Source organism: Arthrobacter sp. Leaf69 (genome assembly GCF_001422645.1).
In the GTDB taxonomy this organism is placed as follows: domain Bacteria; phylum Actinomycetota; class Actinomycetes; order Actinomycetales; family Micrococcaceae; genus Arthrobacter.
The window spans coordinates 916,140-934,632 of sequence record NZ_LMLR01000001.1 but is presented as its reverse complement, the minus strand read 5'-3'; the positions used below and the strand labels follow the sequence as shown (position 1 = coordinate 934,632).

At 67.1% G+C, this 18,493-nt stretch carries 14 protein-coding genes; all 14 read right to left on the bottom strand.

The genetic code is table 11. The features are described from left to right. Nucleotides 1–14 precede the first annotated feature (14 nt). The 14 genes from ASE96_RS04280 to ASE96_RS04215 all read right to left on the bottom strand — a co-directional run bounded on the left by ASE96_RS04280 (nt 15) and on the right by ASE96_RS04215 (nt 18,479). Complete coding sequence (locus ASE96_RS04280) at nt 15–791, bottom strand: fumarylacetoacetate hydrolase family protein (RefSeq protein ID WP_056426363.1); 777 nt, start codon at nt 789–791, stop codon at nt 15–17. A 27-nt stretch (nt 792–818) separates the two neighbouring features. After that, nucleotides 819–1,619 carry an MBL fold metallo-hydrolase gene (locus ASE96_RS04275; RefSeq protein ID WP_056426360.1) on the bottom strand — a complete coding sequence of 267 codons (801 nt, stop codon included), beginning with the start codon at nt 1,617–1,619 and terminating at the stop codon, nt 819–821. A 40-nt stretch (nt 1,620–1,659) separates the two neighbouring features. Beyond that, a complete protein-coding gene (locus ASE96_RS04270) occupies nt 1,660–2,034 on the bottom strand; it encodes a DUF1304 family protein (RefSeq protein WP_056426357.1) in 375 nt (124 codons plus the stop codon). 152 nt (nt 2,035–2,186) lie between these two features. Further along, complete coding sequence (locus ASE96_RS04265) at nt 2,187–3,299, bottom strand: branched-chain amino acid aminotransferase (protein ID WP_056426355.1); 1,113 nt, start codon at nt 3,297–3,299, stop codon at nt 2,187–2,189. 125 nt (nt 3,300–3,424) lie between these two features. Next, on the bottom strand, nt 3,425–4,492 hold the full coding sequence (locus tag ASE96_RS04260) for a 3-isopropylmalate dehydrogenase (RefSeq protein ID WP_056426352.1): 1,068 nt from the start codon (nt 4,490–4,492) through the stop codon (nt 3,425–3,427). A 176-nt stretch (nt 4,493–4,668) separates the two neighbouring features. After that, nucleotides 4,669–6,228: a methionine--tRNA ligase gene (gene metG, locus ASE96_RS04255; protein WP_056426349.1), complete on the bottom strand. Its 1,560-nt coding sequence runs from the start codon at nt 6,226–6,228 to the stop codon at nt 4,669–4,671. Nucleotides 6,229–6,237: 9 nt separating this feature from the next. After that, complete coding sequence (locus ASE96_RS04250) at nt 6,238–7,005, bottom strand: ABC transporter ATP-binding protein (RefSeq protein WP_442853878.1); 768 nt, start codon at nt 7,003–7,005, stop codon at nt 6,238–6,240. Next, complete coding sequence (locus ASE96_RS04245; RefSeq protein ID WP_056426346.1) at nt 7,002–9,791, bottom strand: ABC transporter permease; 2,790 nt, start codon at nt 9,789–9,791, stop codon at nt 7,002–7,004. The genes ASE96_RS04250 and ASE96_RS04245 overlap by 4 nt, the downstream gene beginning before the upstream one ends. A gap of 205 nt (nt 9,792–9,996) precedes the next feature. Then, nucleotides 9,997–11,592 carry a phosphoglycerate dehydrogenase gene (gene serA / locus ASE96_RS04240; protein WP_056426343.1) on the bottom strand — a complete coding sequence of 532 codons (1,596 nt, stop codon included), beginning with the start codon at nt 11,590–11,592 and terminating at the stop codon, nt 9,997–9,999. Nucleotides 11,593–11,718: 126 nt separating this feature from the next. Beyond that, on the bottom strand, nt 11,719–12,744 hold the full coding sequence (gene ilvC, locus ASE96_RS04235) for a ketol-acid reductoisomerase (protein ID WP_082492560.1): 1,026 nt from the start codon (nt 12,742–12,744) through the stop codon (nt 11,719–11,721). 100 nt (nt 12,745–12,844) lie between these two features. Next, on the bottom strand, nt 12,845–13,357 hold the full coding sequence (gene ilvN / locus ASE96_RS04230) for an acetolactate synthase small subunit (RefSeq protein ID WP_056426337.1): 513 nt from the start codon (nt 13,355–13,357) through the stop codon (nt 12,845–12,847). A gap of 2 nt (nt 13,358–13,359) precedes the next feature. Beyond that, nucleotides 13,360–15,258 (bottom strand): acetolactate synthase large subunit, encoded by a 1,899-nt coding sequence (locus ASE96_RS04225; RefSeq protein ID WP_056426334.1) that lies wholly within the window; start codon nt 15,256–15,258, stop codon nt 13,360–13,362. A gap of 400 nt (nt 15,259–15,658) precedes the next feature. Then, nucleotides 15,659–17,380, bottom strand: a complete 1,722-nt coding sequence (ilvD, locus tag ASE96_RS04220) for a dihydroxy-acid dehydratase (RefSeq protein ID WP_056426330.1) — start codon at nt 17,378–17,380, stop codon at nt 15,659–15,661. Nucleotides 17,381–17,540: 160 nt separating this feature from the next. Then, nucleotides 17,541–18,479, bottom strand: a complete 939-nt coding sequence (locus ASE96_RS04215) for a LysR family transcriptional regulator (protein ID WP_056426327.1) — start codon at nt 18,477–18,479, stop codon at nt 17,541–17,543. Nucleotides 18,480–18,493: the final 14 nt, after the last annotated feature.

The following is an 18,493-nucleotide window of genomic DNA, read 5'->3' as shown; positions in this document are numbered from 1 at the left end:
CCCGCCCGGCCCCGCTAGCGGCGGACCACCGGGTTGGAGAGCCGGCCGATGCCCTCGATCTCCACCTCGAAGCGGTCGCCGGCCTCAACGAGTCCGACGCCGGCCGGGGTGCCGGTCATGATGACGTCGCCGGGCAGGAGGGTGAAGGCCTGCGAGACGATCGAGACGAGTTCCCGGACGCCGCGGATCATCTGGCTGGTGCTGCCGTCCTGGCGCAGTTCGCCGTTGAGGCGGCCCCGGATCTGCAGGTCCTCGGTGTTCAGCTCGGTCTCGATCCACGGCCCCAGCGGCGCGGAGGTGTCGAAGCCCTTGGCCCGGGCCCACTGCAGGTCGGTCTTCTGGACGTCGCGGGCGGTGAGGTCGTTGCCGCAGGTGTAGCCGAAGACGACGTCGTCGACGCGCTCCTCCGGGACGTCCTTGCAGATCCGGCCGATCACGACGCAGAGCTCGGCCTCGAAGGACACTTCCTCGGAGAACTCCGGCAGGATGATCGGATCATTGGGCCCAATCACGGACGTGTTGGGCTTCAGGAACAGCAGCGGCTGGGCCGGGACGTCGTTGCCGAGTTCCTTGGCGTGTTCCACGAAGTTGCGGCCGACGCCGATGACCTTGCTGCGCGGGATGATCGGGGCGAGCAGGCGCACGTCCTCGAGCTTGTGCCGCACGGCGGTTCGTTCCACGCCTTGGAAGAAGGGGTCGCCGTTGATGACAGTGACTATCTCACTGCCGGGCTCACCTTCAACAATGCCGTAGAGGGGATCAGAATCGACTACAAACCGGGCGATACGCATGGCTCCAAGCGTACCGTCTCCGAACGGTTAGGCGGTGCCGCTGTCCGTGCGCAGGTAGTGCAGCTGGGCGGCGACGGACAGTTCCGCCGCGGGCCGGACGGCGGGGTCGACGGCGGCGTACACGGCGTCGGCCACTTCGGTCACCTCGGCGCCGGCACCCAGGCCGTCGAGGGCGGCGCGGATCTGCGCGAGGCGGTCCTCGCGGTGGTCCCGGTAGGCGCGGACGATCGTGTCCAGAGCGGGCAGCATGGGCCCGTGGGCCGGGAGGACGGTGGCGGCGCCCAGCTGTTCCAGCCGGTCCAGTGAGGCGAGGTAGTCCCCCAGCGTGCCGTCGGGGTAGTCCAGGACCGTGGTGCCGAGCCCCAGGATGGTGTCGCCGGTGAGGACCGAGCCGCGGGCGCCGTCGTCGGGCAGGTGGAAGCAGACCGAGTCCGAGGTGTGGCCCGGGGTGGCCACGACCCTGATTTCCGTGCCGGCGGCGTGGATGACTTCGCCGTCGGCGAGGGGTGCTCCGCCGTGGCAATGGGCCGGGTCCTTGGCGCGCACGGGTGCGCCGGTGAGCTCAGCGAACCTGGCGGCGGCGGCCGTGTGGTCCGCGTGCCGGTGCGTGATCAGGATGAGTTCAACAGTCCCGGCCCCGGCCAGCTCCTGCAGGTGCGGCTCGTCCAGCGGTCCGGGATCGACCACGACGGTGCCGGCCGCGCCGGGGGCGGCGATGACGTAGGAGTTGGTCCCATGCAGGCTCATCGGCCCCGGGTTGGGGGCCAGCCTGAAGCGGGTCAGCTCTGTGCTGCGCACCATGGCGCGGGGGTCATCCGGGATCACCATTCCATCTTCCCACCGAACCGGACGGGATGCAGTGCCCGCGTCATACAAGCAGCATCACAGCAATGACGGCCGGCAGCAGCGCCTCTGCGATGGCGCTCGCCCACAGCCGCCGCTCGGACAGGACCAAGATGATGCCCAGCAGGACGTGGCCCAGACACGTGAACAGCAGCAGCGCCTCGCCGGCTGCGGGTTGATCGCCCGTCAGCATGACGGCACCCACGATCGCGCCCACGCCCCAGGTCATGTTGTAGAACCCCAGGTTGAAGACCCACATCCGAACGGTTTCCGTGTCCTCCGGCTTAATGAGGAACAGCCGGTGGAAGCGCTGGTCCCGAAAGAAGAAGGACTCAAGGATCCCCACGAGGATCAGCAAGATTCCGAAAATGACACCCAGAACCTGAATAAGTCCAGTCATGCGCCATATTGTGCCCCCGCGTCCGGGACGTGGCTAGGGGCTTCCGGCCGGGCGCCGCCGGGCCAGTGGCCTGTCGGTTAACGACGACGGCGGCCCCGCACCGGAAGGTGGGGGCCGCCGTCGAACGCTGCCTACAGGTGAGGCGCTACCGCTCAGGCGAGGCGGGTCAGCCAGCCGTGGGTGTCCTCGACGGCGCCGGTCTGGATGCCCAGGAGCTGTTCGCGTATGGCCATGGTGGTCTCCCCCGCTTTTGCGTCCTCGGAGCCGATGAATTCGGTGTCGTCCTTGAGCACACCGATGGGGGTGATCACGGCGGCGGTGCCGCAGGCGAAGACCTCGGCGATCTCGCCGGAGGCCACACCGTCGCGCCATTCATCCAGCGTGATCTTGCGTTCGGTGACCTCGCGGCCCATGTCCTTGGCCACCTGGATGACGGACATCCGGGTGATGCCCTCCAGGATGGTGCCGCTCAGCGCGGGGGTGACCAGGGAGCCGTCCTTCATCACGAAGAACACGTTCATGCCGCCGAGCTCTTCCACGGCGTTGTCATTGAACTGGTCCAGGAAGAGGACCTGCTTGCAGCCGTGGGCCTCGGCTTCCTGCTGCGCGATCAGGGACGCGGCGTAGTTGCCGCCGCACTTCGCGGCGCCGGTGCCGCCGCGGCCGGCGCGGGCGTATTCGCGCGAGATCCAGATGGAGACGGGCTTGAGCTCGCCGCCGAAGTAGTTGCCGGCCGGGGAGGCGATGACGCGGAAGGACACTTCACGGGCGGCGCGGACGCCGAGGAAGGCCTCGGTAGCGATCATGAACGGCCGCAGGTAGAGGGCTTCGCCGTCGCCGGAGGGGACCCATTCCTTGTCCGCGGAAACGAGCTCGCGGATGGCGCCCAGGAAGTACTCTTCGGGGAGTTCGGGGAGGGCCAGGCGGCGGGCCGACTTGTTCAGGCGGGCGGCGTTGGCCTCCGGCCTGAAGGTCCAGATGGAGCCGTCGGCGTGGCGGTAGGCCTTGAGCCCCTCGAAGATTTCCTGGCCGTAGTGCAGCACGGCGGCGGAGGGGTCCAGGGAGATGGGGCCGTAGGCCTCCACCCGTGCATCGTGCCAGCCGCCCTTGCCCTCGGCGTTGACGCTGTAGTCGACGATCGCGGTGTGGTCGGTGAAATAGTTGCCGAAACCCGGGTTCGCCAGGATGGCAGCACGTTCTTCAGCGGACTTCGGGGTTGCCGAGGGCTGCTGGGTGAATTCGACGCCATGGGCAGTCTGAGTCATGGTTCCTCCACGGTCGGCTGCCTGGTGTGTGAACGTGGTTCATCGTCGGACCACGGCAGCATATTGGTGATTCGAAACAAGCTTACGCCCGTTGGCGGGGCCGCCGGCCCGGTGCCTCGTGGCGCTTACAGGGCGGCGGCGATGGCGTCACCGATCGCGCTGGTGCTGCGGGCTGCGGCGTCCGGAGCTGCCGTGCCGCGGGCCGCGATGTCGGCGACGACGGCCGCCTCAATCTTGCGTGCGGCGGCGCCGTAGCCCAAGTGGTCCAGCAGCAGGGCTGCGGAGAGGATGGCCGCCGTCGGGTCAGCCTTTTGCTGACCGGCAATGTCCGGAGCCGAACCGTGGACGGGTTCGAACATGGACGGCGCGGTGCGTTCCATGTTGATGTTTCCCGAGGCGGCCAGGCCGATGCCGCCGGTGACGGCCGCGGCGAGGTCGGTGATGATGTCGCCGAAGAGGTTGTCCGTGACGATCACGTCGAAGCGCGCCGGGTCCGTGACCATAAAGATCGTGGCGGCGTCGATGTGCAGGTAGTCATGGGTGACGTCCGGGAACTCCTGGGCCACGGCCTCCACGGTCCGCTTCCAGAGGTGGCCGGCGAAGACCAGGACGTTGTGTTTGTGGACGAGGGTCAGCTTCTTGCGCGGGCGGTCGTTGGCCCGGCGGAAGGCGTCGCGGACCACGCGCTCCACGCCGTGGGCGGTGTTGAGCGAGACTTCGGTGGCGACCTCGTGCGGGGTGCCGGGGCGCAGCGTCCCGCCGTTGCCGACGTAGGGGCCCTCGGTGCCCTCGCGGACCACGATGAAATCGATGTCGCCGGGGTTGGCGAGCGGGCTGGCGACGCCCGGGTACAGCCGGGACGGGCGCAGGTTGACGAAGTGGTCCAGGCTGAAGCGCAGCTTGAGCAGCAGCTCACGCTCGATGATGCCGGAGGGGATGCGGGTGTCGCCCGGGGCCGCGCCGACGGCGCCGAACAGGATGGCGTCGCGGGTGCGGAGATCGGCGAGGGTCTCCTCCGGCAGGGTCTCCCCCGTTTCGAGCCAGTGCTGCGCGCCCAGCTTGTAGTGGGTCTGCTGCAGCACAATGCCCTCGGCGGCGGCGGCCTTCTCGAGGACCTTCACAGCCTCGGCGGTGACCTCGGGGCCGATGCCGTCGCCGGGAATGACGGCCAGATCAATGGTGGATGCGCTCATGTTTTCAGCGTAGCCAAGTGATCCACATGCTGGTCAAGTTGTCTCACTATTCGAACACCACTCCGACGCTGCCGCACTTCAGACGGGCAAAAGCGAAACGCTCCCGCTCCTTCAAGTCGGAGGTGCGGGAGCGTCACTCGAAAGGCCGCGGGATCTGCGGGAGCGTCTGGCGGCGGTCAGGCCTCGGCAGGCTCCTCGTACTTCGGGAAGACCGGGGACGGGGCGGGCAGCGGGGTTCCGGCCACGATCGGCGTGCCCAGGGCGGCGAACTCGCGGGCCTCCCCCTCCGGCTGGCCCAGCGTGTCCAGGATGGCCGCCGTCGCCGCCGGCATGACCGGCTGGGCGAGGATGGCGACGATGCGGAGCACCTCGAGGGTCACGTAGAGAACGGTGTTCATGCGTTCGACGTCGGTCTTCCGCAGCACCCACGGGGCCTGCTCGGCGAAGTAGGCGTTGGTGTCGCCCAGGACATTCCAGATGGCCTCGAGGGCACGGCTGAACTCCTGCTTTTCGAACGCGGCCCGGGAAATGTCCAGCAATCCGTTGGCCTGACCCAGCAGCGCGGCGTCCTCGGCGGTGAAACCTCCGGGGACGGGTACGGCGCCGTCGCAGTTCTTCGCCACCATGGACAGCGAACGCTGGGCCAGGTTGCCGAAGTTGTTGGCGAGGTCGGCGTTCATCCGGCCCACGACGGCGTCGTGGCTGTAGGAGCCATCCGCGCCGAACGGGACTTCGCGGAGCAGGAAGAAACGCACCTGGTCCAGGCCGTACTGGGCCACCCAGTCGGCCGGGGCCACCACGTTGCCCAACGATTTGGACATCTTGACGCCCTGGTTGTGCAGGAAGCCGTGGATCATGACGCGCTTGGGCAGTTCCAGCCCGGCGGACATCAGGAACGCGGGCCAGTAGACGGCGTGGAAGCGGGAGATGTCCTTGCCGATCACGTGGACGTCCGCGGGCCAATACTTCCGGAACAGCTCGGAGTCGGTGTGGGGGAAGCCGACGCCGGTCAGGTAGTTGGTCAACGCATCCACCCAGACGTACATGACGTGCTCCGGGTTGCCCGGGACGGGAACGCCCCAGTCGAAGGAGGTGCGGCTGATCGACAGGTCCTCGAGGCCGCCCTTGACGAAGCTGACCACCTCGTTGAAGCGGTTGTGCGGGGCGCCGAAGGACGGGTGGTCCGCGTAGAGGGCCAGCAGCCGGTCCTGGTAGGAAGAAAGCTTGAAGAAGTAGCTCTCCTCCTCGGTCCAGGTCACCTCGGTGCCGGTCTCCGACGCGTAGCGGAGGCCGTCGGCCTGCACCTCGGTCTCGTCCTCGACGAAATAGCGCTCGTCGCGGACCGAGTACCAGCCGGCGTACTTGGAAAGGTAGATGTCCCCGTTGGCTTCCATCCGCTGCCAGAGAGCCTTGGCGGCCTCGTAGTGGTCCGGGTCCGTCGTGCGGATGAAGCGGCTCAGGGAGATGCCGAGGTCATCGCTCATCTGCCGGAAGGCGGCCGAGTTACGGTCGGCGAGTTCCTTGACCGGGATGCCTTCCTTTTCCGCTGTCTGCTGCATCTTCAGGCCGTGCTCGTCCGTGCCGGTCATAAAGAACACGTCGTAGCCGTCCAGGCGCTTGAAGCGCGCCATCGCGTCCGTGGCGATGACCTCGTAGGCGTGGCCGATGTGCGGCACGCCGTTGGGGTAGCTGATGGCCGTGGTGATGTAGAACGGGGTTTTTTCGGAAGCGGTCACAGTTTTAACCTAGATCAGTTCGGTGAGGGTATCGCTCTGGCGGACCAGTTCGTGGTCATGTGACGCCACCAGGACGGCGATTCCGTCCGAGGTGGTGTCCTTGAGGATGCTGATGATGCGGTTGGCCGAGGACCGGTCCAGGCTGGCGGTGGGCTCGTCCACCACCAGCACGCGGGTGCCCAGGATCAGGGCCCGGGCGATGGCCACGCGCTGGCGTTCACCGCCGGAGAGCTGGGCCGGGCGGTGGCGCATGCGCCGGCCCAGGCCCACGAGGTCCAGGAGGTCCTTGGCCATGTCGCGGCGCTTGTCCACCTCGCCGTCGGGCACGGCGGGAAGCAGCACGTTCTCCAGAGCGCTCATCCCGTCGATCAGGGCGCCGCCCTGGTCAACGTAGCCGATCAGGGCCCGGCGGCGGTCGGCGATTTCGTCGTCGCCCATGGTCTCGAGGGAATCGCCCTCCCAGAACACCCGGCCCGACGTCGGCAGGGTCAGGCCCGCGCCGACCGTCAGGATGCTGGTCTTGCCCGAGCCGGAGCGGCCGGCGACGCAGTGCATCTCGCCGGCGTGCAGGGTCATGTTGAAGTCGTCGACGACGTTGACGGCTTCTGCGCCGCCCTTTCCGCCGCCGTAGTGGATGGTGATGTTGCTGAGCTCCAGCGGCGTGGCGTGGTCGGCGGCCTTCACGATCGTGTTGGCGCGGGTCTGGTGGGCACCGCGGCGGGTGCTTGCCGTCATCCCCTCGTGAGCCTCACGGTCAAGGTTCAGGTCGTTGTTCATCGGACCACTTTCGTTGCAATCGGAATCCAGCAAAGTACAGCCACGAGCCCGGCGATAGCGGCCCAGAGCGCGGCATAGGGGGCGAGGAGGAGGCCAACGCCGAGGGCGCCGAGGATACCCAGCGGCAGCGCGACCGTCCCCACCATGGCATTTTCGAAGAGGCGGACCTGGCCCAGCATGTCCGGGTTCCAGCCCATGGCCTGCAGCGTGCCGAGGTACTGGCGCTTGGCCTGCAGCTCGAAGCGGCCGGTGACCATGGTCAGCAGGAGGCCGACGGCGACGCCGGACAGTCCGAGGATGATGCTCGGCAGCGCGATGCTGCTCGCTGCCAGCCCGCTGAGCGCGCTGGCGCCGGCGGCCCGGGGAATGTCGATCAGGAGTGCGACCATGCCGCCGACCGCTGCGGCGAAGACGCCGACGGCGACCGCCAGGGAGATGGTGTTGAACTTGTTGGTGCTCAACTGCCGGTTGGCGAAGGTCAGCGGGGAGTCCACCGCGATGAGGCGCTCATCGTGCTGAGGTTCCTGGTCCACTACCTCGCGGTGGCGCAGCTGCTGGGCGGCGAAGAAGGCCGCCGCGGCGTAGAGCACCAGCACGGAGGCGGACACGATCGCCGTCGCCGGGTTCCAACTGACAAGGCTCAGGACAATTCCGGCGACGGCCAGCAGGGCGGCGCCGACGCCGAATTCGGCGAGCACCCAGGACCGGATGCGGCGCTGGGTCCAACCCATGGCGCGCAGGGTACCGGCCTCGGTGCGGCGTTTCCGGACGTAGCTCACGGTCGAGGCGCCGGTCAGCAGGGCCGCACCGATGAGGGTGAGGAAGAGCAGGGTCAGGTTGGTGGAGGTGAGGGAGCCGGAAACGGCGTCAGCGGCGTCCTGGCGGACCCACGACTGCTGGACGGTGCCGAGCGGGGTTTCCTTGCCGGCGTCGTCCTTGGAATAGCCGGGGACGAAGATGCTGGCGTCCTCACGGGCGGAGCCGGCAACAATGGTCGCTTCCAGGCCCATGTCGCGGATCTCGTTGGCTAGCTTCTCCACCTCGGGCTGGGCTTCTTTCCAGCTGCCGGGCGCCTTGGCACGGATGCGCACGGCGTCGATCACGGCGGCGTTGTCCTCGTAGCCGCGGGCTGCGGCGAGGCCGTAGAAGTCGGTGATGGCGCCGGCGGACTGGCTGGCCAGGCCCGTGGCGCTGAGCGAGGGCTTGAGCTCGGTGTTCTCGACGTCCTTGCCGGAGGCGTCCTTGGTGAGCGTGAACGGGGTGGGGTCGTAGCCGCCCAGGGGCAGGCGGTTGACGTCGCCGGCCGCTTCCTTGACCTTCTCGGCGTCGAACGTGCCGTAGACCATGGCGAGCGGCGTGGCGAGCTTCTTGCCGGTCTCGAGGTCAGTGCGGTAGGAGCGCTCGTCGACGGGCTTGCGCTGGGTCTGGTCCACGGGGTCGCCGCTGGCGGATTTCTCCGGGAGGCGGTTCACGGTGACCCAGTCGCCGGGGGTGGCGCTCTTGTCCACGGCGCCGTTGCCTGCGGTCTCGCCGTCGGTGTACTTCGGGGCGGACGCGAAGTCGGTGCTCCACGTCGCGGGGTTGTAGAGGCCCTGGCCGAAGCTGGCGGTGTCGCCCAGCAGCGGCGTGAGGTCCTTGGACCCGGGCCAGGCCAGGGAGAACGGGGACTTGGAGACGAACGGGAGATAGTCCTTGTCCAGCGACCGCGTTGCGGTGCCGACTTCCTTGGTGACGTTGCCGGAGGCGTCGATTTCCTCGATCTTGACCGAGTACTTGAGGTCAAGGGATGTGCCGGAGCGGACAATCAGCGGAATCGCCTGGGAGTCCTCGGTCAGCTGGCCGTTGCGCTTGGCCTGCTGGTACTGGCTCATCAGCGGCGCCCAGTACTTGAGCTTGACGCCGAGGAAATCGGGGCCTTCCTTCAGTTCGTCCATGCTGATGCCGGTGGTGAAGAGGCTTTCGAAGTGGCGGCCGATCGCTCCGGCGTTGCGGGCGTCGGCGGGCGGCGCTTTTTCGAGCGGGGCGAGGAAGTCGCCGGCGCTGCCGAGGAGGGCGCGCTCGGAGACGGGGTCGACGGCGACGACGGATTCCGTCACCTGCGGGGCGAGGGGCAGGGAGACGGAGAGGTTGAAGAGGTTGTGCTCGGAGCCGCCGGCGGGGGCCGGGAACTTGATGCCGGTCTCCCCCTCGGGGCCCGCGATGCGGACGTTCTTGCCGCCGGCCACCTCCTCTTCGATGATGCGGGCCTTGCCGAGTGATCCTTCGGCCGTGGTCTTGAACAGGGTCTGCTCGGAGTGTCCGTCGGAGCTGACGGCGCTGGCGGTCAGCCGGTAGGTCTTCGGTGTGTCGGACAGGACCGACTCGGCGGCAGGCCATTTGCTCGGGTCCGTGGCGGTGGGGTCCCCGGCGGTGCCGGCGAGTCCGGCCTGGTAGCCGAGGTAGTCGGTGGCCTCCAGGCGGGGGGACTCGAGGTCCTGGGTGACGCGGGAGACGAGGCTGATGGGCGCCGCCACGGAGGTTCCGGAGAGTTTCCGGAGGGCGTCCAGCTGCTCGAAGCTGATGCCGCCCTGGCCGGCGGCGATTTCCGGCTGCATGAGCCCGCCGTTGTCGTCGGTCTTGGCCTGGACAAGGACGTCGTAGAGCCCCCGCGAATTCTGGTCAACGGTCCGGTTCAGGGCGGCCTGTGACTGACCCTGAACGAGGACCGAAAGGCACATGGCCACGATCAAAATGGACGCGGTCAGCAAAAGCACTCGGCTTCTGATGAACCTCTGGACGGCGTTCATTGGGCTCCTGAAAGCTGGATTGCGTGCGCACACCGCTGTTCATTCCAAAGCGGAAGTGAAGGCGTCCCCTGCCGGGTGTGCAAAAGTAAAGGCCGGGCTGCCGGCCGGATCCGAAAATCGGACGTAGCCATTGTACGCAGACCAGCCATGTGTTCGCGGACACCGGCGGCGGCCCGAGCCGCCGCCGGCATCCACGGTGAAGACATCAGTCCTCGAGATCCACCTCGCGCACCATGTCAGCGCCGATTCCGGCCTTGATGGCCTCCAGGACCTGCTGCGGAACGGAGCTGTCGATGGTCAGCAGGGCGAGCACCTGGCCGCCCTCGTCCTGCCGCGCAACCTGCATGCCGGCGATGTTGATGTTGTTCATGCCCAGGATGTGGCCGATGGTGCCGATCACGCCGGGGCGGTCCGCGTAGGCGACCACCACGAGGTGTTCGCTGATGGGGATCTCCACCTCGAAGCCGTTGATCCCGACGAGCTTCTGGACCTGCTTGGGTCCGGTCAGGGTTCCGGCCACGGAGATCTGCGAACCGTCACTGAGGGCGCCGCGCAGGGTCAGGACGTTGCGGTACGACTCGGTGTCCGGCGTCGTGATCAGGCGGACGTTGATGCCGCGCTGCTCGGCGATCACGGGCGCGTTGACGTAGGAGACCTGCTCGGTCACGACGTCGGCGAAGATCCCCTTGAGGGCCGCGAGTTCGAGCACCTTGACGTCCAGCGAGGAGATTTCGCCGGCGACCTCGACGTCGAACTGGGTGAGCGAGGCGTGCGTCATCGCGGTGAAGATGCGGCCCAGCTTTTCCACGAGCGCGATGCCGGGCCGGACGTCCGGGGCGATCACGCCGCCGGCCACGTTGACGGCGTCGGGAACCAGTTCCCCGGCGAGGGCGAGGCGGACGGACCTGGCCACGGAGACACCGGCCTTTTCCTGCGCTTCGTCCGTGGACGCGCCCAGGTGCGGGGTGACCACCACGTTGTCCATCTTGAAGAACGGCAGGTCGGTGCTGGGTTCCTTGACGAAGACGTCCACGCCGGCTCCGGCGATTTCGCCGGCCTCGAGCGCCGCGTAGAGGGCCTCCTCGTCGACCAGGCCGCCGCGGGCGACGTTCACGACGTACGCGGTGCTCTTCATCTTCTTGAAGGACTCGGCGCCCAGCATGCCGACGGTCTCCGGCGTTTTGGGCATGTGGATGCTGATGAAGTCCGACTGCGCCAGCAGCTCGTCAAAGGTCACCAGCTGCACACCGAGCTGGGCGGCGCGGGCCGAGGTGATGTAGGGATCGTAGGCGAGGATCTTGGTGTCGAAGCCCTTCAGGCGGGCGGCGACGAGGGCGCCGATCCGGCCCAGGCCGATGATGCCGATCTTCTTCTCGAAGAGTTCGATGCCGGTGTACTTGGAGCGCTTCCACTCGCCGTCCTTGAGCGCGGCGGATGCCTGCGGGATGTGGCGGGCGAGGCTGAGGATGTGGCCGACGGTGAGTTCGGCGGCGGAGACGATGTTCGACGTCGGGGCGTTCACCACCATGACACCGGCCTGCGTGGCGGCCTTGATGTCGACGTTGTCGAGGCCGACGCCTGCGCGGGCGATCACCTTGAGCTTCTTGGCGGCGGCGATGGCTTCGGCGTCCACCTGGGTGGCGGAACGGACCAGGATCGCGTCGACGTCGGCGATCGCAGAGAGCAGCTGGGAACGGTCCGCGCCGTCGGTCTGCCGGACTTCAAAGTCCGGGCCAAGGGCGTCGATCGTGGCGGGCGAAAGTTCCTCAGCGAGGAGTACTACAGGTTTGGTGCTTGTCACCGGTGACCTCTTTAGCTCTCTTGTATATCAGGTGGGGATTTTGGTGAAACGGGTGGTGCGGGTGGTGCTTCACAGCAGGGAAGCCGGACCCCAGAGTTGGTGTCCGGCTCCCCTGCCGGTCAGTGCCTAGCGGGCCACTGAGCCTTCGGTGTAGTCGTCTTCGTTCTTGATCCAGGAGAACAGCTTGCGCAGTTCGCGGCCGGTGGCCTCGATCGGGTGGTCTTCACCCTTCTTGCGCAGCGCCTTGAACTCGGGGGCGCCGGCGTCCTGGTCGTCGATGAAGCGCTTGGCGAAGGTACCGTCCTGGATGTCCGCCAGGACGGCCTTCATGTTTTCCTTCACGTCCGGGGTGATCACGCGCGGGCCGGAGACGTAGTCGCCGTATTCCGCGGTGTCAGAGACGCTCCAGCGCTGCTTGGCGATGCCGCCTTCAACCATCAGGTCCACGATGAGCTTGAGCTCGTGCAGCACCTCGAAGTAGGCCACCTCGGGCTTGTAGCCGGCTTCGGTGAGGACCTCGAAGCCGTACTGGATCAGCTGGGAGGCGCCGCCGCAGAGGACAGCCTGCTCGCCGAAGAGGTCCGTTTCGGTCTCTTCGGTGAAGGTGGTCTCGATGACGCCCGCACGGGTGCCGCCGATCGCCTTGGCGTAGGACAGTGCCAGTTCCCGGGCCTTGCCGGACGGGTTCTGCTCGACGGCGATCAGGTCCGGCACACCGCGGCCGGCCTCGAACTCGCGGCGGACGATGTGGCCCGGGCCCTTCGGGGCAACGAGGGCGACGTCAACATCTGCCGGCGGCTGGATGTAGCCATAGCGGATGTTGAAGCCGTGGCCGAAGAACAGGGCGTCGCCGGCCTGCAGGTTCGGGGCGATGTCCTCGGCGTACACGTGGCGCTGGACCTGGTCCGGGGTGAGGACCATGATCAGGTCGGCTTCGGCGACTGCGGCGGCGACGTCGACGACGCGCAGGCCCTCGGCTTCGGCCTTGGCGCGGGACTTCGAGTCGGCCTTCAGGCCGACGCGGACGTCAACACCGGAATCGCGCAGGCTGAGGGCGTGGGCGTGGCCCTGGGAGCCGTAACCGATGACGGCGACAGTGCGGCCCTGGATGATCGACAGGTCGGCGTCGTCGTCGTAGAACATTTCAGTCACTGGGGTGTCTCCTTTTGAGTGGATTCTTGGGTGGTGCTTGTCTGTGAAACTTTGTGGTGTGGTGCTGCGGCAGGAGCTGCTTGATGCTCAGGGACTATGCCTAAGCGCTGCGCAGAGCCCTGTCGCTCATGGAGCGGGATCCCCGCCCAACGGCCAAGGTGCCGGACTGCACGATTTCGCGGATGCCGAAAGGCTCCAGCACTGAGAGCAGTGCCGTGAGCTTTTCCGGGTGGCCCGTTGCCTCAATGACCACCGACTCTGTGGAGACGTCGACCACTGCTGCGCGGAACAGGTCTGCAGCCTGGGTAACCTGCAGCCGTGTAGCGGCATCCGCACGTACCTTGACCAGGATGTGGTCGCGCTGTACGGAAGATTCGGAGGTAAGTTCAACGATCTTGATCACGTTGACCAGCTTGTTCAGCTGCTTGGTGATCTGTTCGATGAGCTCACCGTCGGCGTCGACGACGACGGTCATCCGGGACATGCCCGGGACCTCGGTGGGGCCGACGGCCAGGGAGTTGATGTTGAAGGCCCGGCGGGCGAAGAGGCTGGCGACGCGGGTCAGCACACCGGGCTTGTCTTCGACCAGAACGGACAGTGTGTGGCGGGTCATGTTCAGTCCTCCTCTTCCCATTCCGGGGTCATGTTGCGGGCAACCTGGATCTGGTCGTTGCTCACTCCGGCGGGGACCATCGGCCACACCATGGAGTTGGGGCTCACGACGAAGTCAATGACCACGGGGCGGTCGTTGATTTCCAGGGCCTTCTGGATGGTGGCGTCGATGTCCTCGTCGCGGTCGCAGCGGAAGGACGCGCAGCCGTAGGCGTCCGCCAGCTTCACGAAGTCCGGGATCCGGACGGTGTCGTGGCCGGTGTTGAGGTCGGTGTTTGAGTAGCGGCCCTCGTAGAAGAGGGTCTGCCACTGCCGCACCATGCCCAGCGAGGAGTTGTTGATGATGGCGACCTTGATCGGGATGTTGTTGATGGCGCAGGTGGCCAGTTCCTGGTTGGTCATCTGGAAGCAGCCGTCGCCGTCGATGGCCCACACCACGCGGTCCGGGTTGCCCACCTTGGCGCCCATCGCGGCCGGCACGGCGTAGCCCATGGTGCCGGCGCCGCCGGAGTTCAGCCAGGCGTGCGGGCGTTCGTACTTGATGAACTGTGAGGCCCACATCTGGTGCTGTCCCACGCCGGCGACGTACACGCCTTCGGGGCCGGTGAGGGCGCCGATGCGTTCGATCACACGCTGCGGGGCGCTGAGCCCATCGTCCGGTTCGGTCCAGCCCAGCGGGTAGGTTTCCTTGAGGTTGTTCAGGAAGGCCCACCAGTTGGTGTAGTCCGGGGTGCCGGAGACGGCGAACAGGGTGCGCAGGGCCTCGCTGAGTTCCGGAATGATCTCCTTGACCGAGCCCACGATCGGGACGTCGGCGGTGCGGTTCTTGGAGATTTCGGCCGGGTCGATGTCCGCGTGGATGACCTTGGCGTTCGGCGCGAAGGTCTTCAGAACGCCGGTCACCCGGTCATCGAAGCGGGCGCCCAGCGTGATGAGCAGGTCGGACTGCTGCAGGGCGGTCACGGCGGAGACGGTGCCGTGCATGCCCGGCATGCCGACGTGCTGCGGGTGCGAGTCCGGGAAGACGCCGCGGGCCATCAGGGTGGTGACCACGGGGGCGCCGGAGAGTTCCGCGAGCTCCAGCAGTTCCGCGGAGGCGTGCGCCTTGACCACGCCGCCGCCCACGTAGAGCACGGGCTTGCTGGCCGCCGCGATGAGCCGGGCCGCTTCGCGGACCTGCTTGTTGTGGCCGCGGAGCACCGGGTGGTAGCCGGGCAGGTCGATCTTGGGCGGCCAGGAGAAGGTCATCTGACCCTGCTGGGCGTCCTTGGCGACGTCCACCAGGACCGGACCCGGGCGCCCGGTCGAGGCCAGGTGGAATGCCTCGGCCATCACGTGCGGGATGTCGTTGGGGTCGGTCACCAGGAAGGAGTGCTTGGTGATCGGCATGGTGATGCCGACGATGTCCGCTTCCTGGAAGGCATCGGTGCCGATGACTCCGCTGGAGACCTGGCCGGTGATGGCGACCATCGGCACGGAGTCCATGTGGGCATCCATGATGGCTGTAACGAGGTTGGTGGCACCCGGGCCGGATGTGGCGATGCAGACGCCCACCCGTCCGGTGACCATGGCGTAGCCTTGCGCGGCGTGGCCGGCTCCCTGTTCGTGACGGACCAGAATGTGGTTCATTCGGGAAGCCATCAAGGGGTCATAGGTGGGCAGGATCGCGCCACCGGGCAAACCAAAAATATCGTCCACGCCGAGTTCTTCGAGCGAGCGGACAATTGCTTGTGAACCGGTCATCACCGTCGGGGGTACGACGTTGTTCGGTCCAAGGACAGGAGAGACGGCAGCAGTGTCGACGCCGGCGTCGGCCGGGCGTTCGACGCGTTCAGAAGCCTTGTGGGCTCCAGCGGACTTAGTGGCCATCAGCGAGGGGCTGATCGGCGATCCTTTGCTCATCGGACTCTTCCTTTGTGGATCTACGGTTGGATCTTCGGTGATCGTGGAACTGCTGGTGCTGCATGATGCTGGTGTTACCGGTGGTGCGGAAATAAAAAAACCCCTCAGCCTGACGGCTCTTCGAGGGGTTTCCGCGTGACGGTTCGTTACCGGTTGCGGCTATGGAGCCACGCGCTTGGTAAGTACGACGGAGACGCCTGCAGTGACGCCAGCGGTAACGAATGCGATCATGCGTTCAGTTTTCCCTCTTAGTAAGACACGTGTCAACGAGCCTCCGCCCTGTCTCACTATATGGACTTCGTTGTCCACTGGTTGAACGCCTTCCCAACCGGCTCGCAGCTAAGGCCGTCTTGACCGCTCAAAACGGCCTTAGCTGCTAGCTAGTTGGGTTCAGCGCGCATCACCCGCAATAAGCGCCCGTGGAGGCGCTGTGGACGAGCTTGGCGTATTTTGCGAGGACACCCTTGGTGAACTTGGCCGGCAGCGGCTCCCAGCCGACCTTGCGGGCTTCGAGCTCCGCCTCGTCGACCAGGAGGTCGAAGGTGCGGGCGGCGATGTCCACGCGGATCCGGTCGCCGTCCTTGACGAAAGCGATGGGGCCGCCGTCGACGGCTTCCGGGGCGACGTGGCCGATGCAGAGGCCGGTGGTTCCGCCGGAGAAGCGGCCGTCGGTCAGCAGCAGCACGTCCTTGCCCAGTCCCGCACCCTTGATGGCGCCGGTGATGGCGAGCATTTCGCGCATGCCCGGTCCGCCCTTGGGGCCTTCGTAACGGATGACGACGACGTCACCGGCCTTGATCCGGCCGTTGTCGAGGGCGTCCAGGGCTCCCTGCTCGCGCTCGAAGACGCGGGCGGTGCCCTCGAAAACGTCGGCGTCGAAGCCGGCGCTCTTCACGACGGCCCCCTCGGGAGCCATGGTGCCGTGCAGGATGGTGATGCCGCCGGTCTTGTGGATCGGGTTGTCCATGGCGCGGAGGATCTTGCCGTCCAGGTCCGGCGGGTTGATCGCTGCGAGGTTCTCCGCGACGGTCTTGCCGGTGACGGTGAGGCAGTCGCCGTGCAGCAGGCCGGCGTCGAGCAGTGCCCGCATGATGACCGGAACGCCGCCGATCTTGTCGACGTCGGTCATGACGTAGCGGCCGAACGGCTTGAGGTCACCCAGGTGCGGGATCTTGTCGCCGATGCGGTTGAAGTCGTCCAGGGTGAGCTCCACCTCCGCCTCGCGGGCGATGGCGAGCAGGTGCAGCACGGCGTTCGTCGAGCCGCCGAAGGCCATGGTCACGGCGATCGCGTTTTCGAACGCTTTCTTGGTCATGATGTCGCGGGCGGTGATGCCCTTACGCAGGAGGTTGACCACGGCCTCGCCGGACTTGCGGGCGAAGTCGTCGCGGCGGCGGTCGGCCGAGGGCGGCGCGGCCGAGCCGGGCAGGGACATGCCCAGCGCCTCGCCGATGCAGGCCATCGTGTTGGCGGTGTACATGCCGCCGCAGGCGCCTTCGCCCGGGCAGATCGCCTTTTCGATGCGGGTCAGGTCCTCCATGCTCATCTTGCCGGCGGCGCAGGCACCCACCGCCTCGAAGGCGTCGATGAGGGTGACTTCCTTTTCGGAGCCGTCCTCCAGCTTGACCCAGCCGGGCATGATGGAGCCGGCGTAGAGGAAGACGCTCGCCAGGTCGAGGCGGGCGGCGGCCATCAGCATGCCCGGCAGCGACTTGTCGCAGCCGGCCAGGAGCACGGAGCCGTCGATGCGCTCTGCCTGCATCACGGTTTCAACGGAGTCGGCGATGACTTCGCGGGACACCAGGGAAAAGTGCATGCCCTCGTGGCCCATGGAGATGCCGTCCGAGACGGAGATGGTGCCGAACTGCATAGGGAATCCGCCGCCGGCGTGCACGCCTTCCTTGGCGCCCTGGGCGAGCCGGTTCAGGGAGAGGTTGCAGGGAGTGATTTCATTCCAGGAGCTCGCGACGCCGATCTGCGGCTTGGCGAAGTCGTCGTCGCCCATGCCGACCGCCCGGAACATCCCGCGCGCGGGCGCGGCGTGAATTCCATCGGTGACGACCCGGCTGCGGGGCTTGATGTCCGGTTGGGTGACTGTCGCTGTTTGGGTGTCCTCACTCATGGGTCAAAGTCTAGGGCTCCGCCGCAGGGCGCAACGACCCGGATTCGCGCATTAAGCGGAAAACCGGGAATGTTGCGACCAAATAGTGGACTTGCGTCTCACCTGATGGACTCCTGCGGCTCAAATCTCCGACTGAGCCCGGGTGAGGCCTGCTCATGTCTCAGTTGAGGTGAGCGGCGTCACGCAGTTCCGGCGCCTCGGCGACGGACTGCGCCTCGGCCTTGAGCAGGGTGAGGACCTGCTGGATGGTGGTCCGGGCCGCGACGTCCGGGCGCGCGAGGGCAACGATGCTGCGGCTGGCCTTGACCCCGGCCAGCGGGCGCAGCACGAAGCCCCTCCCCTGGTTCTTCAGGGCCGTGTACCGCGGCAGCAGGCTGAGCCCGTGCCCGGCGCTGACGAGCGCCTCGAGGACCCGCAGGTCCGGGAACAGCTGGGCGCGGAGGGCCGGGGAATCGGCCTGCACTTCGATCTGACGGAGCACCGTGTCGAACGGGAACCCCTCGGGCACCCCCATCCAGGGGTACCCGGTCACGTCTTCCGCCCGCAGCGTCTCCTTGCCGGCCAGCACGTGGCCTTCGGGGATGGCGACGTCGAGGGGTTCGTCCAGGAGCGGCACCACCGTCAGCCCCAGCCGGGCAAAGACATCGGGTCCGTCGACACTGTGGGCCAGCACAATGTCGTAGTCGGCCGTCAAGCCCGCGAAGCCGGCCACGTTGGGATCCTCGAAGTGCGCTTGGAAGCGCAGGCCGTCGATGGCCTTCACGCGGTGCAGGAGGCCGGGTAGGAACATCTCGGCGGCGCTCGGGAAGAATGCGGCCTTGACGTGGGTCTGCCAGCCGCGCCGGTAGGTATCGATGGTGGCCTCCGCACGGGCCATGGCCGTGGACACCTCGGCGGCTGCCCCCGCCATCGCGAGTCCGGCCTCGGTGAGGCGCACGCCCCGGCCCGACTTCTCCACCAGGACCACCCCCAGTTCGTCCTGCAGGGTCTTGAGCTGCTGCGAGACCGCCGAGGGCGTCACCCTCATGGCCTCGGCCGTGGCCCCGACCGTGCCGCGGTCGGCCAGTTCCCGGAGAATCCGCAGTCTCTTGAAATCCATGAACAGAGGCTACA

Coding starts and splice junctions, on each gene's coding strand:
- ASE96_RS04280 (WP_056426363.1), bottom strand. CDS start 791: ATGCGTATCGCCCGGTTTGTAGTCGATTCTGATCCCCTCTACGGCATT.
- ASE96_RS04275 (WP_056426360.1), bottom strand. CDS start 1,619: ATGGTGATCCCGGATGACCCCCGCGCCATGGTGCGCAGCACAGAGCTG.
- ASE96_RS04270 (WP_056426357.1), bottom strand. CDS start 2,034: ATGACTGGACTTATTCAGGTTCTGGGTGTCATTTTCGGAATCTTGCTG.
- ASE96_RS04265 (WP_056426355.1), bottom strand. CDS start 3,299: ATGACTCAGACTGCCCATGGCGTCGAATTCACCCAGCAGCCCTCGGCA.
- ASE96_RS04260 (WP_056426352.1), bottom strand. CDS start 4,492: ATGAGCGCATCCACCATTGATCTGGCCGTCATTCCCGGCGACGGCATC.
- ASE96_RS04250 (WP_442853878.1), bottom strand. CDS start 7,005: ATGAACAACGACCTGAACCTTGACCGTGAGGCTCACGAGGGGATGACG.
- ASE96_RS04245 (WP_056426346.1), bottom strand. CDS start 9,791: ATGAACGCCGTCCAGAGGTTCATCAGAAGCCGAGTGCTTTTGCTGACC.
- ilvN (WP_056426337.1), bottom strand. CDS start 13,357: ATGACCCGCCACACACTGTCCGTTCTGGTCGAAGACAAGCCCGGTGTG.
- ASE96_RS04225 (WP_056426334.1), bottom strand. CDS start 15,258: ATGAGCAAAGGATCGCCGATCAGCCCCTCGCTGATGGCCACTAAGTCC.
- ilvD (WP_056426330.1), bottom strand. CDS start 17,380: ATGAGTGAGGACACCCAAACAGCGACAGTCACCCAACCGGACATCAAG.
- ASE96_RS04215 (WP_056426327.1), bottom strand. CDS start 18,479: ATGGATTTCAAGAGACTGCGGATTCTCCGGGAACTGGCCGACCGCGGC.